At 62.9% G+C, this 24,975-nt stretch carries 25 protein-coding genes; 9 read left to right on the plus strand and 16 right to left on the minus strand.

The genetic code is table 11. From position 1 onward, the window contains the following. Positions 1-164: 164 nt before the first annotated feature. Together leuA and ACFWAD_RS00535 are read left to right on the plus strand one after the other, a co-directional pair. Positions 165-1,973 (plus strand): 2-isopropylmalate synthase, encoded by a 1,809-nt coding sequence (gene leuA, locus ACFWAD_RS00530; RefSeq protein WP_003943488.1) that lies wholly within the window; start codon positions 165-167, stop codon positions 1,971-1,973. A gap of 232 nt (positions 1,974-2,205) precedes the next feature. Beyond that, complete coding sequence (locus tag ACFWAD_RS00535; protein WP_003943489.1) at positions 2,206-2,583, plus strand: SHOCT domain-containing protein; 378 nt, start codon at positions 2,206-2,208, stop codon at positions 2,581-2,583. A 159-nt stretch (positions 2,584-2,742) separates the two neighbouring features. Here ACFWAD_RS00535 and ACFWAD_RS00540 read toward each other — a convergent pair whose 3' ends face one another. Continuing rightward, on the minus strand, positions 2,743-3,636 hold the full coding sequence (locus ACFWAD_RS00540; protein WP_378542873.1) for a LysR family transcriptional regulator: 894 nt from the start codon (positions 3,634-3,636) through the stop codon (positions 2,743-2,745). A 90-nt stretch (positions 3,637-3,726) separates the two neighbouring features. On the opposite strand from ACFWAD_RS00540, the gene ACFWAD_RS00545 reads away from it, so the two are divergent. The 3 genes from ACFWAD_RS00545 to ACFWAD_RS00555 are packed head-to-tail and all read left to right on the plus strand — an operon-like array spanning position 3,727 to position 6,653. Then, positions 3,727-4,668 (plus strand): EamA family transporter, encoded by a 942-nt coding sequence (locus ACFWAD_RS00545; RefSeq protein WP_378540523.1) that lies wholly within the window; start codon positions 3,727-3,729, stop codon positions 4,666-4,668. A 25-nt stretch (positions 4,669-4,693) separates the two neighbouring features. Next, entirely contained in the window at positions 4,694-5,947 is a 1,254-nt protein-coding gene (locus ACFWAD_RS00550; protein ID WP_003943457.1) for a MurT ligase domain-containing protein, read from the plus strand. Next, entirely contained in the window at positions 5,940-6,653 is a 714-nt protein-coding gene (locus ACFWAD_RS00555) for a type 1 glutamine amidotransferase (protein ID WP_378540525.1), read from the plus strand. Before ACFWAD_RS00550 ends, ACFWAD_RS00555 begins: the two co-directional genes overlap by 8 nt. A 6-nt stretch (positions 6,654-6,659) precedes the next feature. Here the strand turns inward: ACFWAD_RS00555 and ACFWAD_RS00560 are convergent, their stop codons facing one another. The 11 genes from ACFWAD_RS00560 to ACFWAD_RS00610 form a co-directional block, all read right to left on the minus strand. Next, complete coding sequence (locus tag ACFWAD_RS00560; RefSeq protein WP_378536983.1) at positions 6,660-7,823, minus strand: low temperature requirement protein A; 1,164 nt, start codon at positions 7,821-7,823, stop codon at positions 6,660-6,662. 66 nt (positions 7,824-7,889) lie between these two features. Then, positions 7,890-9,017, minus strand: a complete 1,128-nt coding sequence (locus ACFWAD_RS00565; RefSeq protein ID WP_378536980.1) for an acyl-CoA dehydrogenase family protein — start codon at positions 9,015-9,017, stop codon at positions 7,890-7,892. Between the two features lies 1 nt (position 9,018). Further along, positions 9,019-10,224 (minus strand): acyl-CoA dehydrogenase family protein, encoded by a 1,206-nt coding sequence (locus ACFWAD_RS00570; protein ID WP_378536976.1) that lies wholly within the window; start codon positions 10,222-10,224, stop codon positions 9,019-9,021. Positions 10,225-10,241: 17 nt separating this feature from the next. After that, entirely contained in the window at positions 10,242-12,452 is a 2,211-nt protein-coding gene (locus ACFWAD_RS00575) for an acyl-CoA dehydrogenase (RefSeq protein ID WP_378540527.1), read from the minus strand. A gap of 27 nt (positions 12,453-12,479) precedes the next feature. Beyond that, positions 12,480-13,610 (minus strand): steroid 3-ketoacyl-CoA thiolase, encoded by a 1,131-nt coding sequence (locus ACFWAD_RS00580; RefSeq protein ID WP_378540529.1) that lies wholly within the window; start codon positions 13,608-13,610, stop codon positions 12,480-12,482. Then, on the minus strand, positions 13,607-14,443 hold the full coding sequence (locus ACFWAD_RS00585; protein ID WP_378540532.1) for an SDR family NAD(P)-dependent oxidoreductase: 837 nt from the start codon (positions 14,441-14,443) through the stop codon (positions 13,607-13,609). Before ACFWAD_RS00585 ends, ACFWAD_RS00580 begins: the two co-directional genes overlap by 4 nt. 1 nt (position 14,444) lies before the next feature. Next, positions 14,445-15,653: a DegT/DnrJ/EryC1/StrS family aminotransferase gene (locus tag ACFWAD_RS00590; protein WP_378540534.1), complete on the minus strand. Its 1,209-nt coding sequence runs from the start codon at positions 15,651-15,653 to the stop codon at positions 14,445-14,447. Between the two features lie 34 nt (positions 15,654-15,687). Beyond that, positions 15,688-16,869, minus strand: a complete 1,182-nt coding sequence (locus tag ACFWAD_RS00595; RefSeq protein WP_230816589.1) for a lipid-transfer protein — start codon at positions 16,867-16,869, stop codon at positions 15,688-15,690. Then, the gene (locus ACFWAD_RS00600) at positions 16,866-17,279 is read right to left on the minus strand and encodes an acyl dehydratase (RefSeq protein WP_378540536.1); all 414 of its coding nucleotides are present in this window, start codon (positions 17,277-17,279) and stop codon (positions 16,866-16,868) included. The genes ACFWAD_RS00595 and ACFWAD_RS00600 overlap by 4 nt, the downstream gene beginning before the upstream one ends. Beyond that, positions 17,276-17,704, minus strand: a complete 429-nt coding sequence (locus tag ACFWAD_RS00605; RefSeq protein WP_378445672.1) for a Zn-ribbon domain-containing OB-fold protein — start codon at positions 17,702-17,704, stop codon at positions 17,276-17,278. The genes ACFWAD_RS00600 and ACFWAD_RS00605 overlap by 4 nt, the downstream gene beginning before the upstream one ends. Continuing rightward, on the minus strand, positions 17,701-18,279 hold the full coding sequence (locus ACFWAD_RS00610) for a MaoC family dehydratase N-terminal domain-containing protein (RefSeq protein WP_378540538.1): 579 nt from the start codon (positions 18,277-18,279) through the stop codon (positions 17,701-17,703). The genes ACFWAD_RS00605 and ACFWAD_RS00610 overlap by 4 nt, the downstream gene beginning before the upstream one ends. Positions 18,280-18,479: 200 nt before the next feature. On the opposite strand from ACFWAD_RS00610, the gene ACFWAD_RS00615 reads away from it, so the two are divergent. After that, positions 18,480-19,058, plus strand: coding sequence for a TetR/AcrR family transcriptional regulator (locus ACFWAD_RS00615; RefSeq protein ID WP_378540540.1), 579 nt, complete (start codon positions 18,480-18,482; stop codon positions 19,056-19,058). Here ACFWAD_RS00615 and ACFWAD_RS00620 read toward each other — a convergent pair. From ACFWAD_RS00620 to ACFWAD_RS00635, 4 genes are all read right to left on the minus strand, one after another. Further along, positions 19,045-20,517 (minus strand): MFS transporter, encoded by a 1,473-nt coding sequence (locus ACFWAD_RS00620; protein ID WP_378540542.1) that lies wholly within the window; start codon positions 20,515-20,517, stop codon positions 19,045-19,047. The genes ACFWAD_RS00615 and ACFWAD_RS00620 overlap by 14 nt on opposite strands. 86 nt (positions 20,518-20,603) lie before the next feature. Further along, complete coding sequence (locus ACFWAD_RS00625; RefSeq protein ID WP_007731538.1) at positions 20,604-21,173, minus strand: TetR/AcrR family transcriptional regulator; 570 nt, start codon at positions 21,171-21,173, stop codon at positions 20,604-20,606. After that, positions 21,173-21,793: a recombination mediator RecR gene (gene recR, locus ACFWAD_RS00630; RefSeq protein ID WP_003943917.1), complete on the minus strand. Its 621-nt coding sequence runs from the start codon at positions 21,791-21,793 to the stop codon at positions 21,173-21,175. The genes ACFWAD_RS00625 and recR overlap by 1 nt, the downstream gene beginning before the upstream one ends. Positions 21,794-21,805: 12 nt before the next feature. Further along, the gene (locus ACFWAD_RS00635; protein WP_003943929.1) at positions 21,806-22,144 is read right to left on the minus strand and encodes a YbaB/EbfC family nucleoid-associated protein; all 339 of its coding nucleotides are present in this window, start codon (positions 22,142-22,144) and stop codon (positions 21,806-21,808) included. Positions 22,145-22,253: 109 nt separating this feature from the next. On the opposite strand from ACFWAD_RS00635, the gene ACFWAD_RS00640 reads away from it, so the two are divergent. The 3 genes from ACFWAD_RS00640 to ACFWAD_RS00650 all read left to right on the plus strand — a co-directional run bounded on the left by ACFWAD_RS00640 (position 22,254) and on the right by ACFWAD_RS00650 (position 24,961). Then, the gene (locus ACFWAD_RS00640; protein ID WP_378445667.1) at positions 22,254-23,069 is read left to right on the plus strand and encodes an Rv3717 family N-acetylmuramoyl-L-alanine amidase; all 816 of its coding nucleotides are present in this window, start codon (positions 22,254-22,256) and stop codon (positions 23,067-23,069) included. An 84-nt stretch (positions 23,070-23,153) separates the two neighbouring features. Next, complete coding sequence (locus ACFWAD_RS00645) at positions 23,154-23,450, plus strand: hypothetical protein (protein ID WP_378540545.1); 297 nt, start codon at positions 23,154-23,156, stop codon at positions 23,448-23,450. Next, positions 23,450-24,961, plus strand: coding sequence for an alpha/beta hydrolase (locus ACFWAD_RS00650; RefSeq protein WP_378540547.1), 1,512 nt, complete (start codon positions 23,450-23,452; stop codon positions 24,959-24,961). Before ACFWAD_RS00645 ends, ACFWAD_RS00650 begins: the two co-directional genes overlap by 1 nt. Positions 24,962-24,975: the final 14 nt, after the last annotated feature.

The raw sequence follows: 24,975 nt of genomic DNA on the forward strand, positions 1-24,975 counted from the left end.
GCTGTCCATGCAGCGCGCACTCCTTCTTGGTTGCCGCGACGGGGTCTGATCCAGACTGGCCTCCCGCCGCGGGGTTTTTGTGCGCCGGTCGACCAAGCCTTCCGGACTCATGGTCTTGACCAACAGGTCAACAGGCCGGGTCCACAATCCTGGAGATCACACCCATGTCCCCCGCTGATGCATTCACCACCGGCACTCGCACCATCACCCCGCCCACGAAGCCGGCACCTTCCGACCAGCCTGCGTGGAACACGCAGAAGAACTCGTCGATGCCGACGTTCCGCTACCGCCCGTTCGCCGAAGAGGTCGAGACAGTCACGCTGCCCGACCGCACCTGGCCGGACAAGATCATCGACCGAGCACCCCAGTGGTGCGCCGTCGACCTGCGCGACGGCAACCAGGCGCTGATCGATCCGATGAGCCCGGCGCGCAAGCGTCGTATGTTCGATCTCCTGGTTCGTATGGGCTACAAGGAAATCGAGGTCGGATTCCCGTCCGCGAGCCAGACGGACTTCGATTTCGTTCGCGAGATCATCGAGGACGGCGCCATCCCGTCCGACGTCACCATCCAGGTGCTGACGCAGTCGCGTCCCGAGCTGATCAAGCGCACTTTCGAGGCCTGTGAAGGTGCCGAGAACGCGATCGTGCACTTCTACAACTCCACCTCGATCCTGCAGCGCCGCGTCGTTTTCCGCGCCGACAAGGACACGATCAAGAAGATCGCCACCGACGCCGCCGAGCTGGTCCTGGCCGAGTCCAAGAAGTACCCGGACACGAACTGGCGCTGGGAGTACTCCCCCGAGTCCTACACCGGCACCGAGCTCGAGTACGCCAAGGAAGTTTGTGACGCCGTCACCGAAACCCTGGGTGCGACGCCTGCCAACCCGGTCATCCTGAACCTGCCTGCCACCGTCGAGATGGCCACGCCCAACGTGTACGCCGACTCCATCGAGTGGATGCACCGCAACCTGGCTCGCCGCGATTCGGTCATCCTGTCGCTGCACCCCCACAACGACCGCGGCACCGGCGTCGCTGCAGCCGAGCTGGGCTACCAGGCCGGCGCAGACCGCATCGAAGGCTGCCTGTTCGGCAACGGTGAGCGCACCGGCAACGTCTGCCTGGTCACTCTCGCTCTGAACATGTTCACGCGTGGCGTCGACCCGCAGATCGATTTCTCGAACATCGACGAGATCCGTCGCACGGTCGAGTACTGCAACCAGCTGCCCGTCCACGAGCGTCATCCGTACGGCGGCGACCTGGTCTACACCGCATTCTCCGGCAGCCACCAGGACGCCATCAACAAGGGCCTCGACGCCATGAAGGTCGACGCCGACAGCCAGAACTCCGACGTCGACGACATTCTCTGGCAGGTCCCCTACCTGCCGATCGACCCGAAGGACGTCGGCCGCAGCTACGAGGCCGTCATCCGCGTGAACTCGCAGTCCGGCAAGGGCGGCGTCGCATACATCATGAAGGCCGATCACGGTCTCGTGCTGCCGCGTCGTCTGCAGGTCGAGTTCTCGCAGTCGGTCCAGAAGATCACCGACGGTGAGGGCGGCGAGGTTTCGCCGAAGGAAATGTGGGACGTCTTCCACGAGGAGTACCTCGCTCCGATCACCCCGCTCGAGCGCATGAAGCAGAAGGTCACCGCGTCCGAGGAAGACGGCGGCACCGATGCGATCACCGCGATCGTCAAGGTGAACGGCAAGGAGCAGGAGATCTCGGGAACCGGCAACGGCCCGCTCGCTGCCTTCGTCGACGCGCTGGGAAGCATCAACTTCGACGTTCGTGTCCTCGACTACTCCGAGCACGCGATGTCCGCCGGTGACGACGCCCAGGCCGCGGCCTACGTCGAGTGCGCCGTGACGGGTCCGGAGGGTCAGAGCACCGTCGTCTGGGGTGTGGGTATCGCCACGTCGATCACGACGGCCTCGCTGCGCGCTGTGGTCTCGGCAGTGAACCGCGCCAGCTGACACTCAGCTCCCAACAATCCCTGGTCTCACCCGATTTTCGGGTGGGACCAGGGTCGCTTTCAGGGCACTGAAGATTTTCGGTCCATGTTTTCGATTCGGCATGACATTGGTCCCGAAAGAGTCGGTTAGCGAAGTTAACAAAAAGAATTCACCCATCGAGGATGATGCAGACGCCACGTGCGCGTGAGATAGTCAGCTCAGACAAATCCGACTTGTGAAATGGAGCTCGACAATGGATTCCTTTTGGGACTTCCTCTGGCTGATCATCATCAGCTTCGCGTTCATCGCGTACTTGATCCTGCTCTTCTCGATCATCACCGACCTGTTCCGCGATCACAAGACCTCCGGCTGGGTGAAGGCAATCTGGATCGTCTTCCTGTTCTTCATTCCGCTGCTCACCTCGCTCGTCTACCTGATCGTTCGCAGTGACGGAATGGCACAGCGGTCCCTCGAGGCTGCGCAGCAGGTCAAGAATGCACAGGACAGCTACATCCGTGAGGTTGCCGGAAAGTCCCCGGCTGAATCCATCGCAGATGCAAAGGCACTTCTCGACGCCGGCACCATCAGCGAAGAAGAATTCGCAGCACTGAAGGCCAAGGCCCTCGCCTGATTCCGGCCATCGATAACCGGCCTCCACTAACCGGGCCTCAATAGTCAGTGGAGATTGCACTACCGAAGCGGGAGCGACACTAATCGTGTCGCTCCCGTTTTGTGTTCATTCACCAACCGTCGTTCATTCACCGACGGCCCTTCATTCACCGACAGCCCTTCATTCACCAACAGCACGTGCGACGTCGCGAAAGGCGTCGAGTACCACTCCGATTGCCGGACTGCGATCGGAATGTAATCGAGTTGCCAATTCATAAACGCGTGCAGCGCGCACTCCCGCCACCGGTTTCCTCGATACTCCGGGATGTGTGATCGCGTAACGCGGCATCAAAGCCACGCCGTGGCCCGCAGCCACCAACTCTTCGATGACGCGGAAATCGTTTATCCGATGAGCGACGCGAGGCTGGACCCCGGTTACCGACGCAACCGACAGCAGAACGTCGTCGACCGGAAATCCGCCGCGCACGCTTATCCAGTTCTCATCGGCCAATTGTTCCAACCGAACCGAATCCTGCTCGGCGAGTGGATGATCTGGCCGCAGCACCAGATCGATCGGTTCACGCATCAACGGTTGCACGCTGACCCGGGGAAATGACGTCTCGGCTCCGCGTTCGTCACGGTGAGTGAGGATCACATCGTGATCGGCCAACAGCCCAGGGACGGCCGACGCCGGCTTGTCGACGTCGTAGGCGTCGATGTCCACGTCCGAGTTCTTCAGCGCCGTCAGGACACCGGGCAGCAGGAGTGCCGCGCCGGAGGGGAAGAACGCGACTCGCACCTTGCCGCGCGGCGAGCCTCGGTACGACGCCATCTCGTCCGCTGCCCGGTCGAGCGCCGCCACCACGTCGTCGGCGCGAAGCACCAGCGCTCGACCCGCGTCGGTGAGGCGCAGCGTGCGCCCGTCCGGCTCGAGGAGCGAGACCCCCGCCTCTCGGCCGAGGATCTTGAGTTGTTGCGAGACGGCGGACGGCGTCATCGAGAGGGCGAGAGCAGTAGCGCCGACGGTTCCTCGGTCGGCGAGCTCGCGGAGAATCCGCAAGCGAGTGGCATCCATACGGTGACGAATATCCATGTAGTAAAACTACATGGATAGTGCATCTATATTCGCTTGTTCTGATGCTTTGTAAGGCTCACGATTAACGTCATGACTCCCCGCGACCGTCTCCTCGGCCTGACCGTGATCGTCTTGTGGGGTCTGAACTTCCTGGCGATTCGCGTCGGCCTGGATCATTTCCCGCCGTTCTTCTTCGCAGCGCTGCGGTTTCTGATCATCGCGATTCCGGTGGTCATCTTCGTGCCGCGTCCGCAGGTACCGCTCCGTTGGTTGCTGCTCTACGGATTCGGTTTCGGATTCGGCCAGTTCGTCTTCCTCTTCTGGGCGATGCATTCGGGGATGCCGACGGGCCTTGCATCACTTGTCCTGCAGTCGTCAGCACCGTTCACCGTCCTACTCGGCGCGTTCCTGCTCCGCGAGAAGCTCAGCGTCTGGCAGGTCTCCGGTATCGCCGTCGCCGTTGCCGGTATGTCCTTGATCGGCTGGGACCGCTCGCACCATGCGGCACTGTTGCCCGTGATCCTTACGCTCCTCGGCGGTCTGTCCTGGGCATTCGGCAATCTCGGCAGCCGCTTGGCCGCGGCGAACACCGTCGGCGATCCCGCACCGATGCGGTTGATGTTGTGGATGTGTGTCATCCCGCCGTTGCCGATGCTCGCACTGTCAGCCGTGGTCGAGGGCCCCACCGTCGGCTGGCACGCACTCGGCACCGCATTCAGCGCCGACGCCTGGCCGTCGCTGGTCGTGCTGGCCTACATCATCGTGCTCGGCACCATCGCCGGATCCGGGCTCTGGACGATGCTCATGGGCCGCTACCCGGCCGGCATGGTCGCGCCGCTCTCCCTGCTGGTGCCGGTGGTGGGAATCGGCGCGTCCTGGCTGTTCCTGCACGAGGATCCGAGCCCGTTGTCGCTGGTCGGGGCTGTCATCGTAATTGCCGGTGCCAGCGCCGCACAGATGAGGCGCAAGCCCGCTGGCACTGTTTTCTCGGACACACCTGCAGCCTCATCACCGGCGCGACTCGGCGTCTGACGACGCCCTGTGCCAAACTCGGGCCGTGGGAACTGGACTATCGATCACAGCGCGCGGAAAGCTCGCCATGCGAGCTGCCGCAGCAGCATCTTGGGCATCGCAGAAGGCCGGTCGCGGCAAGGGTTCGATGATCGGCGGGCTGATCGCTCTCAAGATCGACCCGACGCTCATGACTCAGCTCGGACGCGGCAAGCGCACCGTCGTGGTCACCGGCACCAACGGCAAGTCGACGACCACGCGTATGACCGCTGCAGCGCTCGCGACACTCGGTGACGTCGCGACCCAGGCCGACGGCGCCAACATGGATGCCGGGATCGTTGCTGCTCTGGCCGCGCGTACCGATGCGACGCTGGCGGCACTCGAGGTCGACGAACTGCACGTCCCCCACGTAGCCGACGCCGTGAACCCGGAAGTGATCGTGCTCCTCAACCTCAGCCGCGATCAGCTCGACCGGGTCGGCGAGATCAACATGATCGAACGGAAACTGCGCGCGTGCGTCAACGCGCATCCGAATGCGGTGATCGTCGCCAACTGCGATGACGTCCTGGTCACCTCCGTGGCATACGACGCCACCAACGTCGTGTGGGTTGCGGCCGGCGGCGGCTGGGCCGGCGATTCCGTCAGCTGCCCGCGCACCGGCGAACCCATCGTGTGGGAGGGAAAGCACTGGCGCAGTACCGGTTCCGACTTCGCGCGGCCCGAGCCGACCTGGTGGCTCGACGACGACAATCTCTACGGCCCCGACGGCCTGAAGATTCCGATGACGTTGACCCTCCCCGGAAAAGCCAACCGCGGTAACGCAGCTCAGGCCGTAGCGGCAGCAGCGGCTTTGGGCGCAGATCCGGTCGGGGCAGTTGCCGCCGCGTCGACGGTCCAGGAAGTCGCCGGTCGGTACAGCACCGTCGAGGTCGGACCGCACTCCGTTCACATGCTGCTCGCGAAGAATCCCGCGGGTTGGCAGGAAGCGCTGTCGATGATCGACCCCACGGTGGACGGACTCGTGATCGCGGTGAACGGTCAGGTGCCGGACGGCGAAGACCTCTCCTGGCTGTGGGACGTGAAGTTCGAGCACTTCGAAGGCGTCAAGGTAGTGGCCGCCGGCGAACGCGGAACCGATCTGGCAGTTCGCCTCACGTACGCGGGCGTCGAGCACACTCTCGACCCGGACCCGTTGCGCGCCATAGCTTCCTGCCCTCCCGGACGTGTGGAGGTACTGGCGAACTACACGGCCTTCCGCGACCTCAACACCGCCATCGCGAAGGAGTCTCGCAATGTCTGACTCGACAATTCGCATCGGTCTGGTCCTCCCCGACGTGATGGGTACCTACGGCGACGGCGGCAATGCCCTGATCCTGCGTCAGCGTCTGCGGATGCGCGGCTACGACGCCGAGATCGTGGACATCACCCTCAGCGATCCGGTCCCCGATTCGCTCGACGTGTACACGTTGGGTGGCGCCGAGGATTCCGCTCAGCGCCTCGCAACGCGTCACCTCGCGAAATACCCTGGCCTGCAACGCGCCGCCGAGCGCGGCGCACCGGTTCTGGCGATCTGCGCTGCCATTCAGGTGCTCGGCAACTGGTACGAAACCTCCAGCGGCGAACGCGTCGACGGTGTCTCGATGCTCGACGTCACGACCTCACCGCAAGAGAAGCGCTCCATCGGCGAAGTCATCACGAAACCGCTGATCGACGGACTCACCGCGCCCCTCTCGGGGTTCGAGAACCACCGCGGCGGAACAACTCTGGGTAGCTCGGCCTCCGGATTTGCGCGGGTCACCCATGGTGTCGGAAACGGCGTCGGCGACGGATTCGAAGGCGTCGTGCAGGGTTCGGTGATCGGGACGTACATGCACGGACCCGCTTTGGCTCGCAACCCCGAACTCGCGGACCTCCTGCTCATGCGCGCCCTGGGTGTGAACGAGCTGGAACCCCTGCATCTGACCGAGGTCGACAAGCTCCGCAAGGAACGACTCGCGATTCGCTGAGCCAGCTCAGACGGTTTCGGATTTGCCCTCGGTCAGGATCAGTTCCACGGCCAACAGCGCCGCGCAGGCCAGCCCCGCGACCAGTTCGGGCACTGCGGTGTAGGTACCGCCGAGGACGACGATTATCGCGACCGAGAACGGTGCGAGAGTGCGTACCGACGAGTCGTGCAGTCGAATGTGGATGAACCACAAGGCCGCGAGGATGACCGCGACCGGCACGGTGACGGCGGCACCCGTCACCAACGCGCTGCCGTCGCCGTGATGAGTCCAGAAGTCGACGCGTGAGGCCAATCCTGCACCGATGGCGGCAGCGGCCGCGAAGATGAAGTAGTGACCGAACCCCCAGACGAAGGGTGAGACGTTGTCACCGCCGATCACTTCGCCGGCATTGCGTTGGAAGTACAACCACCACAGGCTGAAGACGATCAGGATGCCGCCGATCACGACGTAGGTGACCTGCGCTGCCGGATGCTCACCGTCGACCGCGTCCTGAATTGCGATGGTGGTCGAGAGGATCGTCTCGCCCAGAACGATGATGAAGAACAACGAGTACCGCTCCGCGATGTGATGCGGGTGCCACGGCGTCATGCCCGGCTTCTCGGACCAGATCGGAACCGCGAACTCGCACAGAACCAACACCAGGAACGTCGGAACGTAGATGGCGGAGGGCACGAAGTAGAAACCGATCCAACCGAGTTGGACCAGAACGATTCCGAGAGCGTATCGACGAGCCGTCAGCGCGTGTTCCGGGTCGTTCCGCGAAACCCTGAGCCATTGGATGACCAGAGCTATTCGCATGATGACGTAGCCGACGATGATCAGCAGGGCGTCGTCGTTGAAGAAGCGGACGATGCCCGCGGCAAGAACCAGCGACCCGAGGATCTGGAAGATGGTCAGCAGGCGGGCAATTCCGTCGTCGTTGTCGTACGCCGAGGTGAACCACGTGAAGTTCAGCCACGTCCACCAGATCGCGAAGAACGCCATCGCGAAGTGTCCGACACCCGAGGCCGCGTGCCCTTCGCTGATCGCATGGTGCAGACCGGTGGCCGCTTGAGCGACCGCCACGACGAAGCAGAGGTCGGTGAGCAGTTCGAGCGGCGTCGCCACCCGATGCGGCTCGTGCGGATCCCGCGGAACCAACGGCCTGATGAACGAACTGGTGCGATTCACGAAGGGCAGAGTAGCGCGATGATTGCCGACGCGCTGCCTGTGACTGGAACCCGATGTCTCAGATATTCACGCCGACGCCCCGATCTGAGCGCGGATCTCCAGCTGATCGGCGAGTTCGGCGCCTATCGCCCCCGCGCTCCCCAAGGTGAAGGCGATCTGGCGTCCCCACAGGAAGTAGCGGTGAATCGGGTAGTCGACATCCGCGCCCATCCCGCCGTGCAGGTGCTGGGTCGCGTGCACGACGCGCAAACCGCCGCGCGAGGCCCACCATTTGGCGACCAGCGCAGCCGCTTCCGCTTCACTCTCAACTCCGCTGTCCATCAACCAGGCAGCGCGGTGGGTGGTCAATCTTGTGCTCTCGGTGTCGAGGTACGCGTCGGCGGCCCGGACTGCCACTGCCTGATTGGTCGAGAGCGGACGGCCGAACTGCACTCGCTCCGAGGTGTATTTCGCCGTCATCGCCAGCGCTTCCTCGCAGACGCCGGTGGCCAGGGCCGCCAGCGCCACCCGTGCACGCCGCAACGTCCAGTCTCGAACTACCGTGCCGTCTGCGGGAAGTGCGTCGGCTGCACTGACGGCAACCCCGTCGAACTGCACAGCGCTGTTGCTCTCGCGGTTCGTCACCGCAAGCGGTGTACGCACCAGCGCGTCCCGGTCCGTCGGCACGATCATGACGGTGACACTGCCGTCCGGCATCGTCACCGGAACAACCAGTGCGGCGGCGAACTCGGCGGCCGGTACGGAGTCGACGCGTCCGGACAGAACCCAACCGTCAGGCGCCGGCTCGGCGCGAACTGCCGTCTCGGCGTTGTAGCCGGTGTCGAAGGCACCGGTGACGATCACCGAGCCGTCGAGCAGTCCCGGAAGCCACGACGCTTTCTGCTCCGAGCTGCCGAACTCCGCGATCGGCAGCGCCGCCGTGGACACCACCGACCAGAGCGGGACCTGGGCGACCCGGCGACCCTGTTGTTCCAGCACCGCTGCCAGACCGAGCATTCCGAGACCCGCTCCCCCGACCTCTTCCGGCAGAGCGATTCCCAGCACGTCGGAGTCAGCGAGGAGCTTCCACAGTTCGGCGTCGAAACCGCCGGCGCCCTCCACTTCCCGGAGTCGGTCCACACCGGACTTCGCCGCAAAGATCGAGTCACTCAGATCCCGTACGGCGGATAAATTGTCGTCGAATTCGAATTCCATGTCAGCTCTTTTCGTTCTGTACAGCGGGCCGTCGACGCGCAGCAAGCGCCATGCCCAGGCACTTGGCTGCAACGATTTCACGCATCACTTCGTTGGTACCGCCACCGAAGGTGTTGTTCTGGGCGCGTCGGCCCAGGTTCTCGACCCGGCCTTCGAGCACCGCTCCTGGCGAGCCGGGGCGCAGCAATCCCTTGGCGCCCAGCACTTCCTGCAGCATGCCGTAAGCACTGACGACGGCTTCGGTGCCGAAGATCTTGGCCGCAGCCGAATCGCCACCGCCCAATGTGTTGGCAGCGACGTCCGCCACCAGTCGCAGATTCATCAGGTCGGCAGCACTGAGCAGCGCGTAGACCTCTGCCAATTTCTCACGTACCCAACCGATGTCGTAGACGTGGCCGTCACCGGCGGGTTCGGTCTTTGCCCATTCGACCACCTCGGCAAAGAGCTCGTTGGCGATGCCGCCGCGTGCGGCCAGGGCCACACGTTCGTGGTTGAGCTGGTTGGTGATGAGCTTCCACCCTTGATTGAGCTCACCGACGACATTGGTGATCGGTACCCGAACATCTTCGTAATAGGTTGCCGAAGTGCTGATTCCGCCCACGGTGTGGATTTCGGTTACCGAGAAACCCGGCGAGCTGGTCGGCACCAGGACCACGGAAATGCCCTGATGCGTCGGCGCGTCAGGATCGGTACGAACGGCAAGCCAGACCCAGTCGGCAAACACACCGGCACTGGTGAAGATCTTGTTGCCGTTGATGACAAGCTCGTCGCCCTCGATGCGGGCCCGTGTTTCGAGTGCTGCGAGATCCGTGCCCGCATTGGGTTCGGTGTAGCCGATGGCAAAGATCAACTCGCCCGCCAGGATCGGCCGTAGGAAGAAGTCTTTCTGAGCTTGCGTTCCGTGCTTGATCAGAGCGGGTCCGACGGTGTTCAGCGTCACCAGTGACAGCGGTGCATTCGCCCGGATCACCTCGTCGTAGAACACGTACAGAGCTTCGGGGTTCTCACCCCGGCCGCCGAATTCCTCCGGCCACCCCAAGCCCAGCCAACCGTCTTTACCCATCCGGCGCAGGATGCGATCGAAGACGGGGCCGCCTTCGGTCTGATCCACGAGAGCACGACGATCTTCCTCGTTGATGATCTCCGCGAAGTACGCGCGCAATTCCTTGCGCAGAGTCTTCGACTCCTCCGACAAATCCAAATACATGGTGAAGCTCCTAAGATCTACGAACGCGGCAGGCCGAGTACGCGCTGCGCGATGACGTTGAGTTGAATTTCGACGGTTCCGCCGCCGAACAGAATCGAGGGCAGTCCGATGTGGTCTATCGCGTAGTTCGCTGCCGGATCGACAACGGCGGCGCGCGGTCCGAGCAGACGCAGCAGGTCCCGCGAGCCCTCGCGTTGCGCCAGGGCGTTGTACACCTTCGAGACGCTGATCTCGGCGCCCGGTTCCTGACCCGCCAGTCGCGCCGACACTCCGCGCAGATTCATCGCGGACAGCGCCAGTTCACGAGAGATACTGCGGCCGAGGCCTTCCACCGCGTCCTCGCGGGGGCAGTCGTGGCTCGCATCGGCAATCACCTGACGGAATTGATCGCTCGAACCGTGGTGAAGTGTGCTGCCCATGCTCAGACGCTCGTTGGACAGTGTTGTCGCAGCCAACTTCCAGCCCTGTCCAGGTTCCGCGACCAGACAGTCGTCCGGCACGAAGACGTCGTCGAGAAATACCTCGTTGAACTCCGACTTACCGGTGGCTTGCTTGAGTGGACGTACGTCGATGCCCTTCGAAGTCATGTCGACCAGGAAGTACGACAGCCCACGATGTTTCGGAGCGTCCGCGTCGGAACGTGCCAGGCAGACTCCCCAATCCGCCTCGTGCGCACCCGAGTTCCATACTTTCTGACCCGAGAGAACCCAGCCACCGTCGACCTTGCGGGCTTTGGTACTCAGACCGGCCAGGTCTGATCCCGCGCCCGGCTCACTGAAGAGCTGGCACCAGATGATGTCGGCTCGCAGCGAAGGCTCGACAAACCTGTCCTGTTGCTCGGCGTTGCCGTGTTCGAGGATCGTGGGCAGTACCCATTCTCCGATCACCGTGGACGGTTGAGCCCAACCTCGCATCGCGAATTCGTGTGCGATGACGGCTTGTTCCCTCGGTCCGGCCCCCAAACCGTACGGCGCCCGATAGTGCGGGGCAACCAGTTTGGCGTCGGCAAATCGTGCGCGTCGCGCGCTACCTTTGGCCGGCGCCCAACTCGCGCTGGTGGTTCCGTCGTCCGGCAGCAGCGCAACTTCGTCCAGAACCCTTCGAACCTGCTCTCGCAACTCCGGCAGCATGTCCGGGTCGACAAAGGAGAAGTCGCGGACCGAATCGGCAGACCGGCCGCCCAAGGCGTGTGCCCACTTCACCTCGGATCCTGCCAGCGCCGCAATACTGATCGCCCGGCGCCAGTACAGATGGGCGTCGTGCTCCCAGGTGAATCCGATTCCGCCGAGCAACGTCACACATTCGAGGGCGTTTTCGATGCCGACGGGCAGTGCAGCCAACGCGGCTTGAGCCGAGACAAGTTTCTGCTGATCCTCGTCGTGGTCCTCGGATCGAGCCGCATCCCACGCTGCGGCGCAGGCAATCTCGGAGCGGACCAGCATCATGGCTGCCTTGTGCTGGACTGCCTGGAAGCTTCCGACCGGACGACCGAACTGCTGACGGGACTTCACATAGTCGACCGCGGTGCGTAGCGCCCACCCGGCGATACCGCTTGCCTCCGCAGCCAACACCGTGTTGACGATCAGTTCGACTCGGTGCGTCTGGAGTCCGTCGACGATCAGCTCAGCGTCGACCTGGTGATCGGTCAACGTCAGTGTTCCGATCGACCGTGTCAGATCCACTCCGTCTTCGACCTCCACCGCAGCGGAAGGCGACGGCTCGAGCCGGAACCACAACTCACCGTCTTCGCTGTTTGCCTGCACGAGAACGACATCGGCTCCCGGCAAACCCAGGGCGGAGTCGGCAGAACCGCTCACCGTCCACCCGGCATCGCCGCGAGCCGCGCGCAATCCCGCGCCGGTGCAGACTGCTCCGGTTGCACCGGTGGCCAATTCGGTCAGCATTGTCTCCGCGGCCGAGCCAGTGGCTGTTGCAAGGATCCCACTGGCGATGACCGTGGGAACGTACGGTCCCGGATAGAGCGCATCACCCAATTGCTCGACTACCACAGCCAGTTCGGCAAGTCCTGCCCCGTCACCGCCGTATTGCTCGGGCAGGTGCACTGCGTGCAGGCCCTGACGGACCAATCCATCCCAGGAGTCCAGCCGATCCCCGGCGACGTAGCGCTTGACGTTGCTGCGCGTGTCCGCGATGCCACCAAAGCGGTTCGCGAATGCGGCTACCGCTTCCGCCAGGTCACGGTGATCTTCGAGCAGGGGCAGTGCCATGGCAGGTTCCTCAATCTTCGGTTCTTGTCAGATGCGTTCGAGAATCAGACAGGTAGTTGCGGCTGACGCACAGATCGCGATCAGTGCGGTGGACTTGTCTCGGCGTTCCAGTTCGTCGATGACATTGGCCAACAGCCTGATTCCGGTTGCACCGGCCGGATGGCCCAGTGCGATTGCGCCACCGTTGACGTTCAGCAATTCGGGATCGACGCCGTGAACCTGCGCAAACGACATCGGTACCGAAGCAAATGCCTCGTTGACCTCGAACAGATCGATATCGTCGATCGTCAGGCCGGTGCGGCCGAGCACGATGTTTGCCGCGTCGACGGGGCCGTCGAGCATGAACTCGGTGTCACCACCGATGACGCACTGCGCCAGTATCTTTGCCCGCGGTCGCACTCCGAGGGCCTTGGCTCGATCCTCGGACATCAGCAGAGCGGCACTCGCACCGTCCGAAACCTGCGAAGACGTTCCAGCGGTGTGCAGTCCACCCTCCTGAACGGTCCGCAGTTTCGCGAGTCCTTCGAGACTCGATTCGCGTAGACCCTGATCCCGATGAACCGGAACGTCAGAGCCCGGAGCCAGCACATCGATGATGTGCGAGTCGAATCGTCCTGCCTCCCAGGCTGCTGCGGCTCGCTGCTGCGAGCGCAACCCAAAGGAGTCGAGGTCCTCGCGGCTGAAACCACGCTTGACCGCAATCCGATCGGCCGCGGTGTACTGATCGACGGTATCGAGTGACCACGACTCCGGACGTGGTGTTCCGAGGCCGGTACCCACCTTGTAGGTGAGTGGTGCCCGCGACATCAGTTCCACACCGCAGGCAACTCCCACGTCGACTGCACCGATGGCAATTTGCCCGGCGATCAACTGCACCGACTGCTGCGCGGTTCCGCACTGCGCGTCGATCGTGGTGCAGCCCGCTTTCAACGGAAGGCCCGCATGCATCCAGGACGTACGCACGATATTGCCGAACTGCTCGCCGAGAGGCGTCACGCATCCACCGATGACCTGGTCGACTGCGCGAGGATCCACGCCGACCCGATCCAGCACGCCTTTCTGCGCGTAACCCAACAGTTCGGCCGCGTGGACTCCGGACAGCCATCCCTCACGCTTGCCGAACGGCGTTCGTGCTGCGTCCACGATGACGGGCTTCATGCCAACTCCTCGGTTCGTAGTGCCGTTCCGTCCAGACCACGCACGGTCAGAGCCCAGTCGTCGATCAGGTCCAAGCTCACGCACGAGCGCGCAGTGAACTCGGTGTCGCAACCACACAGCGCTGTGACCGCTTCCACCATTTCTTCCATAGATTCGACCTGATCCGGCCGGATAGTCTCACCGACCAGGACTCTGGCGCCCTCGCTGAGCACCGCCGCCCGCGGTTGAACCGTGTTGACACGCACCCCCTGGCCGTAGAGTTCCACGCCCATGCCGTTGCTGATCCTGTTGAGCGCTGCTTTGGACGCGCCGTACACGGTCATCGCGGTTCCCGGTTCGACCCACGTGAACGGCGGGCCCTGCCACGGTTTGACGGTGCCGCTGGACACGTTCACGATCCAGCCGTATCCGTTTGCCACCATCCCCGGCACCACGGCTTGCATCAGATCGAGCGGTGCGTGGACATTGGCCTCGAACATCAGACGTCGCCGACGCAGTGGGTAGTCCGACAGCGGTTGATAGATCGCTGCTGCCGCGTTGTTCACCAGGATGTCGATCGTCCCGCCGAGCTTCTCGATTGCCGCCGGCACAACGGTGTCGCGCTGCTGCTCGTCCGTCAGATCCGCAACAATGATCTCGACTTTGTTTCCGTACTTCGCAATTCGAGCGGCTGTCTCCTCGAGACTGCCAGGCAGGGTTGCGTGCGCACCGAGCGTCCGGGCCACGAGAGCGACGTCGGCACCTTCCGCTGCCAGCCTTTCTGCGACGCCTGCACCGATTCCGCGGCTGGAACCAGTGACAAGCGCTCGGCGTCCTTTGAAGCGATCGGTCATGCTACTTCCACTTCGAGGCAAAACGATTGATGCTCTCCGCAATCCGAGCAACTTCGTCTTCACGCAGGCCGTGGCTCATGCCGAGCGTCATGCCGCGGGCAAAAACCGCGTCGGCTTCCGGCAATCCTTCGGCCGGCTGACGGAATTCGATGTTGTGCATCATCGGGTGACGAGTGACGTTGCCGCTCCACACAGTTCGTGTGTCGATGCCGTCGGCCTCGATGGCTTCCTGCAGGTCGCTGCGTGTGAAGGGTGCATTCTCGTTGATCATCACGGGGTAGCACAGCCACGCCGTATCAAGACCGTCGAGTTCTACCGGCGTCGTGAAGAATTCGGGATGAGCCCCATACGCCGCCGTGAAGGCCGCAAACGTGGCCTTGCGCGTCTTGTAGTTCTCCTCCAGCTTGTCGAGTTGCACGACGCCGTAGGCTGCGCCGAGTTCGGAAGGCTCGAAGTTCCACGACATGAGCTCGAAGATGAAATCGTTGTCGTAGTCGACGCCGTCGAGTTCTTCACGGAAGACTCGGCCGGACTTGGTGCTGCCGAACAGGTTCGGCTCGCTACGACGACCCCAGCGGCGGAGCAGCAGAGCCTTGTCACGGCTGGCTTCGTCGTCGACGCACACCATTCCACCGGTTCCCGCGCACGTGATGATGTGTGCCATCGAGAAACTGGTGACAACGATGTCCGCCCGAGTGCCGGTCGGAGTACCGCGGAGCGTGGCGCCGATCGCGTCACACGAATCTTCGATCACCTTGAGTCCGTGACGATCTGCAATGTCGCGGATGGCATCCCAGTCCGGGCAGTTGCCGGCCAGGTTCGGCATCAGGATGGCGCCGGTTTTCTCGGTGACCATAGCCTCGATCTTGGTGACGTCGACGTTGAACGTGTTCGGTTCCACGTCCACGAACACCGGCACCAGACCGGCACGCACGATCGGCGCGATGTCGGTGGAGAACGTCAACGGCGATGTGATGACCTCGCTGCCGGCTGGAAGTCCGAGCAGCTCGACAGCCAAGTACAGACCCGAGGATCCCGAGTTGCACATGACGCCGAACTTCTTGCCTGCCAAGGCCGCGATACGCTCTTCCATCTCGAAGACGTTCTTGCCGATGCGCAGTCCTTGATGCCCGCTGCGCAAGACGTCGACAACAGCCTGTATTTCTTCCTCGCCGTGGGTGGCCCTGGCGTAGGTGATCCGCTCACTCATCGTGTTCCTGCTTTCTCGAATGTGTGCGGCAGATTCAGCGATCTGCCGAGAGGACGAGTGCACTGTGCGGGACGGGGGAACCGCCGGTCACGAGCACGTTGTCCAAAGTTTTGGTGGGTTGGTTGGTGGAGGTGCCGCGGATCAGACGAACGCCTTCGGCAATGCCGTTGACGCCGTGGATGTATCCCTCACCGAGTTGACCGCCGTGAGTGTTGATCGGTAGGCGGCCGTCCAGCTCGAGATTGCCGTCGGCGATGAAGTCCTTTGCCTCGCCTCGTCCGCAGAATCCGTACTCCTCGAGTTGAAGCAGAACCATCGGAGTGAAGGCGTCGTAGAGAATTGCGGCATCGATGTCGTCTGGCCCGATACCGGCCTGGTCCCACAGTTGGCGCGCGACCAGTTCGACTTCCGGCATACTGTCGATGTCGTCTCGGTAGTAGCTGCTCATCGAAATCTGTTGCGGACCTACACCTTGCGCGGCACCGCTGATGATCGCAGGTTTATGAGGGAGATCGCGGGCGCGCTCCGCGCTGACGATGACCAGCGCCTGTCCGCCGTCACTTTCCTGGCAGCAGTCGAGCAGGCGGATGGGGTCGGCGATCATGCGCGAGTTCTGATGATCCTCGATGGTGATCGGGCGTTCGTAGAACCAGGCCTTGGGGTTGTTCGCCGCATGCTTGCGCGAGAGAACCGAGATCTGGCCGAAGTCGGCGCTGGTTGCCCCGTACTTGTGCATGTACAGCTTGGCCAGGAAGGCTTCCTGCTGCGCCGGCGTCAGAAGCCCGTACGGGTTGATCCAATTCCGGTATTCCTGGTCCGTCGACGCGTTGTACGCAAAAGGTGGTGGCCCGGCGCCGAATCGGTGGCCGGATCTTTCGTTGAAGGCGCGGTAGACGACCACAACGTCGGCAACTCCGCTCGAGACGGCAAGCGCTGCTTGTTGAACCGGTGCACAGGCACCGCCGCCGCCGTGTGGAATACGACTGAAGAACGTCAGTTCCGGGATCCCGAGGGCACGTGCGACCGCAATCTCGGGATTGTTCTCCATGGTGAACAGCGCAAATCCGTTCACCTCTTCTGCCTCGATGTGCGCGTCGTCGAGTGCGGCGATCACGGATTCGCACGCCAACTGCCATTCGCTGCGGCCGGAGTTCTTGGAGAACTCGGTGGCGCCGATTCCGGCGATGGCTGCTTGCCTCGAAAATCCTCGTGTCATGCGATTGCCCTTTCCACCGGCTCGAGAGTCACGTCGGCACTCACGTGTGTTCCGCGGGCGTTTTTCCCGAGAACCGTCACGGTGAGCGCCCGGCTGTCTGTGGCGGTGACCCTGCCGGTGAATGTCATGGTGTCCCCGGGGAAGTTCGGAACACCAAGCCGTAGTGATGTTTTGACGATCCGTGATGCGGGGCCGGACCAGTCGGTGATGTAGCGGTCGATGAGCCCGTTGGTGGTGTTGATGCTCATGAAGATGTCAGGAGTTCCGCGATCCTGCGCCTTGCCCGGATCGTGATGCACGTCCTCGAAATCCTGAGAAGAGATCGCGGTGGCGACGATCAGCGTTCGATCCAACGGCAATTCGAGGCTGGGGAGGACCGAACCCACCTCGCAGTCAATCAGTTTCGTCATTCCGCCGAACCCCGTCGCCTCAGTTGCGGCAGCATCTCACCGTGAGCGTGCTCGGAGAAGGTCACTTCGAGTTCCATGCCGAATTCGAGTTCCTCGTGATCGATCCCCGCGATGTCGGCAACCAGACGCGTGCCTTCTTCGAGATCGACGAGCCCGACGGCGAGTGGGTACTCGAAAGCAGGATCCTTCGGGTGATGGATGACCGTGAAGCTGTGCAACGTGCATCGCCGCGTGGATTCGACTGTGTCCCAACTGAACGAGCGGCATTCCGGGCACGCGGGCGCGGGTGGGTGGCGCAGTGTCTTGCAATCCGCACACCGTTGGATCTCGAGGCGACCCTCTTTGGCCGCGGAGAAGAAGAAATCGTTGTCGTCGGTGACGGTGAGTCTCGGAACAGCGGTGTTGCGGGAGCCAGTCTCGCTCATGCGATTACCTCCTGGACTTCGAGCTGGGTATCTGTCTGGGCATCTGGTTTGAACCTGAGCAATCGAAAACGCTCTTCGACCAGCGTCTTTCCGTCCTGGTCGACGTACTTCTTGAACAGAGTGATGAAGCACCCGTGACCGAGGGCAGTTTGTTTGAACGGCGAGATCGATTCGATGGTGAAATGCGCGGTGACGTGGTCTCCGGGACTCAGCTCCGCGAAATACTCCTGCTCGACGTTGGTCGCGACGACCGAGGTGTATCCGGCCTCGTCCAACAACGCGAGCAGTCGTGAGTAGGCGAAGTCCTCGGAGACTCCGTCGGCACGAAGCTGTTGGACCTGGCGATAGCGTCGGTAGCCGGCCATCACCCAGGTCGAGATCATGGCGGGTGGGCAGACGACATCTCGACGACCCACGCTGCGGGCAGTTTCTGCGTCGACATAGATCGGATTGCGGTCGTCGTGCGCCTCGACCCAGTTGCGGATCATCGCCTCGTTGACGGCGTAGCGGGCGACCCGGGGTGGTTCGGCCTCTGCGCCGATGAAGTTCGGAAACTGCGTCTGCAGGCTCTGCACTGAAATCCTCCGTGAACGAAAGTTGAGCAAGCGCTTGATTTTGAAGCTAGCATAGGAAACCGGAAGTTGAAACACGCGATCTCACCGACGAATTGGTTCGAGCCGGAGCCATCAGGCAGGATTGCGCTACGTTCGACGCCGGAAGCCTGGCACCCGTGAAACCCTGTCCTGAGCAGGACCGACAACCAGCGGAGATTTCAGTGGCATCACCAGATCGTCGGGAGAAAATCCTGGAGAGCTCAGCCGAGCTGTTTGCCAGGAAGGGTGTCGCGACCACGACCGTTCGCGAAATCGGCGACGCCGCCGGCGTGTTCTCGGGCAGCCTTTACCACTACTTCAAGTCGAAGAACGCGATAGTTGCCGAGCTCATGCACGGATTCATCACCGATATTCAGCTCCGCTTCGATCAGGTCGAGAAAACGGCAACCGGCCCCGAGGACGTCCTGCGCGGCCTGATCCGCGAGACGCTGATCGTGATCGAACTGCACCCGCACCCGACTGCGATCTATCAGAACGATCGGGCTTATCTTCGCGACAACGATCTCCTGCAATCCGTCGACGGGCCTTCCCGCCAAGTCCGCGAGCATTGGATGAAAGCGATTGCCGAAGGCGTCGATCAGGGAATCTTCCGCAAAGACGTGGCACCGGAAATTTTCTATCGATCGGTACGAGACACCTTGTGGTCGACAACGCATTGGCCGGATCGCCAGAAGTACACCACCGACGAGTTCGCGGATCTGATGATCACGCTCTTCCTCTCGGGATTCAGGGTCGCCTGACCAGATCCGGCAAATCCAGATGTTTCGGGGTTCGTCCCTGCGGCAACAGGATCGACACCGCGAACACGACCACCGCGCAGCCCGCGCACACCAGGTAGGCGACGGAGAATCCGGTCCACGACGTGGAATGTTCCGAACCGCTGATCACGAATGCAGCGAGAATGGTTGCCACCGTCGCACTGCAGATCGTGCTTCCGGACGTCCGCAGAAGTGAGTTCACCCCGTTGGCAGCCGCCAGTCGCTGACGAGGTACGGCAACCAGAATCAGCAGCGAGAGCGTGCTGTACACGATGGCAGTCCCGACCGCTGTGATACCCAGTGCTGCAACCACTCCCCACAGCGGCTTACCGGCAACGGCGTGAATCCCGTACCCGCCGGCGAGGAACACGGCGCCGGTCAACATCGCGGTCCGTGAACCGAAGCGGTCGGTGATACGCACCGCAACCGGTGAGAACAGCACCATCGCGATACTCGCCGGAATCTGGCAGAGCGCTGCCGCGATGATCGACAGGCCGTACCCGGCACCCGGCCCCTTCATCCCCTGCAGCAGTTGTGTGGTGATCAGTGTGTTCCCGAAAAACGCGAACCCGACCAGCAGAGCCGCCAGATGCGGGATCAACACCGCACGTTTCACGAGAGCACGGACGTCGACCAGCGGATTGACGTTGCGCCGCTGTTGAATTACCCAGAGCGTGAACAGCACCGCCGACGCGGCCAGTATGGAGATCACCGCTCCACTGGTCCACCCCCAACTCGACCCCTGAGTGATCGGCACAAGCAGAGCAATCATCGCGGCGCTCAGACCAACCGCCCCGACGCCGTCGAATCTTCCCGACGGATTCGGCTCGGACTCTCGAATGAACAGCACCGCAGCAAGAGTCACGGACAGCCCGATGGCGGTGGTTACCCAGAACAGGACGTGCCAGTTCGAGTACTGCGCGATCATCGCAGAAAACGGTATGCCCAAAGCGGTTCCGACGCCGAGCGTCGAACTCATCATGGCCACTGCGCCGTTGACCTTGTTGCGTGGCAATTCGTCACGGAGCATGGAGATTCCGATGGGGATGACCGCCGACCCGGCTCCCTGCAACGCTCTCGCGAAGATGAGGACAGCGATGTCCGACGACAGCGCACACAACATCGAGCCGAGAGTCATCATCGAGAAAGCAACCAGAAGCATCTTCTTCTTGCCGAACATGTCGGCGAGTCTGCCGAAAATGGGAGTGACCACCGCGCCGACCAGCAACGTGACGGTCACCAGCCAGGACACGGCCGTACGTCCAGCGCCTGTGAAGTGCGGCAACTCCGGCAGCAGTGGAACGATGACCGTCTGCAGAACAGCCTGGAACACTGCGGCGGCGACAACGATGGGGAACAGGAAGCGGGAGCGCGGCTGCGCGAGTCCCGCATCGGAGGTGGTGACTGCAGGCGTGCCCGGCGGACGGTCGAGCGTCGTCACCCCACACCGCCTGTTCTCACTAGGTAAATATTCGTTCACCTACATTAGGTGAACGGATATTTACCTAGCAAGAATTGTGACGCCGCTCACCCGTCGAGCAGCTTTTGCACCAGCGGTGCGTACAGCGCAACCACCTCGTCCTGGGTGCCGGTGGCATGGCCGGCCATCATCCGTCGGCGCATGATCGCCACTCCGACCACCATCGACATCGCCAGTTCCGCGCGCAATCTCGCGTCGGGGCCGGACAGGCGAGCGGCGAGGGTGTCGATCATCTGCGTCGAATAGTTCTCGCGCAGCTTGCGGTTGCTCTCTTCACTGACGCCGCTCATGAACAACAAGCTCATGGACAGCGGCTTGTACGACTCCAACGGCTTGGTGAACAGCGAGACCATGCGCTCGCCGAGCGAGTCGTTCGGGGCATCGAAGACCGTGACCGCCGCTGCCCGGAAGTCGACCAACTCGTCGTACAACTGCTCTTTGGAACCGAAGTACTTGATGATCAGAGGCGCGCTGACGCCTGCGTCTTCGGCGATGTCCTTGAGCGTGATCTCGCGGTACGGCCGAGTCGCGAATGCTTTCCCGGCCGACGCGATGATCTGCGCACGCGTCTGCTCGGACGTACGACGCACCTGCTGACCTTGCTCCGTGCCGCTCATCAAGCGTTCCGCGACAATTCACGACGGCCGGACAATGCCCGACCCAGCGTCAACTCGTCTGCGAATTCGAGATCGCCACCCATCGGAAGACCCGAAGCCAACCGAGACACCGTCAGCCCCGGAATGTCTCGCATCATGCGAACGAGATAGGTAGCTGTCGCCTCACCCTCCGTGTTGGGGTCGGTGGCGATGATGACCTCGGACACGTCGACGCCGTCCTCCTGATTTGCGATGCGAGCCAACAACTCCCGGATACGCAACTGGTCAGGCCCGATCCCCGAGAGCGGATTGAGCGCACCGCCGAGCACGTGATAACGACCCTTGAACTCACGGGTGCGCTCGACGGCCTGGACGTCCTTCGGTTCCTCCACGACGCAGATCACCGTGCGATCGCGACGTGCGTCGGCGCAGATGCGGCACTTCTCCTGATCGGAGACAGTTCCGCACACCGTGCAGAACTGAACGCCGTCACGGATGCGCTGCAATGCATTTTTCAAACGGTCGATCTCGGGAGGCTCCACGGAGAGCAGGTGAAAAGCGATGCGTTGAGCGCTCTTCGGCCCGACTCCGGGAAGCTTCCCGAGTTCGTCGATCAGATCCTGAACCGGACCTTCGTACACGCGTTCTCGTTTCTAGAAGCCGGGGAGACCGGGAAGGCCTCCGCCGAGTCCGCCGGCCAACGGGCCGAGCTTCTCAGCAGCGACTTCCTGTGCCTTGCGCGAAGCATCCTCGATCGCGCCGATCACCAGATCCTGCAGCGTCTCGACGTCTTCGGGGTCGACGACCTTGGGATCGATCTGCAGACCGACAACCTCGCCGGTGCCCTTGACCGTGGCGACAACCAGCCCGCCGCCGGCCTGACCGGTCACTTCGGCCTGCGCCATTTCCTGCTGCGCCGCCATCAATTGCTGCTGCATCTGCTGAGCCTGAGCCAACAGAGCAGACATGTCGGGTGCTCCACCTGGTTGCACGAGCGGTCCTTTCTACAGAGTTATCCCCACCAGCGTAGTCGGTGCGCGCTACCGTGAGCGGGTGCGCCGGAACCAGTCAGACACCGTAAAACCGTCAAGAGGGTCAAACATGGCATCACGTGTGTTCCGCTCCACCGCCCTCATTGCCGTAGTCGGGGCCGGGCTGCTGAGTGCCGCGTGCACGATTCCCACCGAGACTGCCGACGCCACGGCGCCCGAGGCCACGACTTCGGTCGAGGTGTCTCCGCTCAGCACTGTCGCCGCCGACATCCCCGCAGCGCTCACCGGCAAGGTCGTCTTCCTCGATCCCGGGCACAGTGGTGCGAACGACGACAGCATCAACACCCAGGTCCCCACCGGCCGCGGCGGCACCAAGAACTGCCAGACCACCGGCACCAACACCGACGCCGGGTTCCCCGAACACACCTTCAACTGGGAAGTCGCGAGCCTGGTCAAGAGCGAACTCGAAGGCCAAGGCGCCACAGTCGTCCTGAGTCGACCGGACGACGTCAGCGTCGGATCTTGCGTCGACGCACGCGCCGAAGCCGCCAATTCCTCCGGCGCCGACGTCGTGGTGAGTATTCATGCGGACGGCGCAGCGGCCGGGGCCGAAGGCTTCCACGTCTGCTACTCCGCTCCCCCGCTGAACTCGGTGCAGGCCGGCCCGTCCGTGGCTTTTGCGGAAACCATGCGCGACTCACTCGTCACGGCCGGCCTCACCCCGTCGACCTACATCGGTGACGACGGGCTGGCACCACGCGCCGATCTGACGGGACTCAATCTGTCGCAGCGGCCGTCGATTCTGGTCGAACTCGGCAACATGCGAAATGCCGACGAGGCAGCGCGCATGACGAGCCCGGACGGTCAGCAGGACTATGCAGCCGCCGTCACCAGTGGAGTCACGGCCTTCCTGACAACCCCCTGATCCGGCTTCTGTGGAGAAAATCCGCTTGTCCACAGGAAAGCCGGCACGGCCCAGACAGCCAGTTCGCCTGGCTACGGTTCAGCCATGGGGCCGATACTTCAGGTAGACATCGCTGCGTTGCAGCAACTTTCGGCTGATCTGTCTCGAATTGCGGATCAGATTTCAGGGATCGACTCCGCTGGCCCGATTTCCGAAGCCGCGACGAGCCTGGATTCGTCCGCTGTCATGGCTGTATCGACGGAGCATGCCGGCGTGATCGCCGACGCCTACCGGCACCTGGCTACGCAATTGGGGCTCGTGGCGTCCGGAACCACTGCCGCAGCACGTCTGTACGACACTATCGAGGCCGACGTGGTGTCCGAACTGCGCAGAGACTACTGATGCGGCCCAACATCTCTCAACTTCGCGCGTGGTCACCGGAGCAACTACGCACCTGCGCTGCGGAACTCGTCGAAAACGATCGGAAAGTCGAATTTCTCAGTGGCGACGCCGGTCGCAGCATCGACGCCGTCCGCGAGTTCTGGCGGGGCGAAGCGTCGAGCGCGGCGGCAGTGCAGTGGTCGGGCATCTCGCTTGTCTCCTCTCGGCTCTCGATTGCGGTGCGCGTGGTCGCGGATCTGTATGCCGGAGCGGCCAATACGATCGGCACCGCGCGAAGAACAGTTCTGGACCTGGTCGAGGAGGCGACTCTCGAACACGGCTTGACGGTGTCAGACAGCGGAGCTGTATCGGCGCCTGCGTCGACGCAGCCGTGGAATCTGGCCGACGTCATGCAGGCTTCCGAAAACGCTACGGCTGCACAGAGTTTTCAGCAGCGAATCTTCGACTCTTTGTCGGCGCTGGACTATGAAGACAACCGGGCCGCGACTGCTCTACGTCAGGCATTCCGGGAGATCGGATCGCTCCTGGGTAATCAGCCTGATCGCCTCAACCACACTGTCGTCGACATCCTCGATGGGAGGTCGACGCTCCCCGGGACACCAACGGAGCTACACCGACTCTGGGAATCGCTCACGCACAACGAGAAAGACGCGTTGGCGAGGTGGGATCCGTCCATCGGAAGTCGCGACGGCCTTCCCGCTCTCGACCGGGACTACTACAACCGGCGGTACCTCTCTGCACTCGAGCAGTTGCCGGATCGAACGGTAGCGGCCGGATACTCGGCCGTGCGCGGCGAACTTCGACCGGACACGTTCCTTCTCTCGGTCACGGATGGGCACGCCGTCGTGGCAGTCGGTAATCCCGATGCCGCCGACAACGTCGCAACGTTGATCCCCGGAACCGGTTCCGGGCTCTCGGGCGTCGGCGGAGATCTACAACGAACCAGAGCCATGTACGACGCAGCCGTCAGCGCGGCACCGACGGAAGCCACGTCAGTGATCCTGTGGTCCGGGTACGACGCTCCCCCAGGCATTCCCGACGCCGGTTCGGATCGCTACGCAGACTCCGCGGCGCCCGGGCTGGACACTTTCCAGGACGGGCTACGCACCTCACATGACGGTCCGCCGTCGCACAACGTCGTGATCGGGCACTCCTACGGCAGCACCGTCATCGGTGCCGCGACTACCCGTGGCGCTTCTCTCGACGTCGACGAACTGGTATTTGTCGCAAGCCCGGGAGTCGATGCCGAGCGTGTGAACGAACTGAGCCTGGACGGCGTCGCCTCCTCCGAGATGTCGCGTCGTGTTCATTCGACGACGGCCTTCTGGGATCCGGTCCGATTAATCCCCAAGATCCTCGGAGTCCACGGATTCGACCCGTCGGATCCGGAATTCGGCGCGCAGGTATTCGACGGATCACCCGGAGAGCCGGGGGTCGGAGTTCACAGCGATTACTGGGAAAGCGGAAACCCCGCACTCGCCGAGTTGGGGCGGATCATTACCGGCGCATGAAAGATGGCGCCGCA

It is taken from the genome of Rhodococcus sp. NPDC059969, from assembly GCF_042738325.1.
Classification (GTDB): Bacteria; Actinomycetota; Actinomycetes; order Mycobacteriales; family Mycobacteriaceae; genus Rhodococcus_F.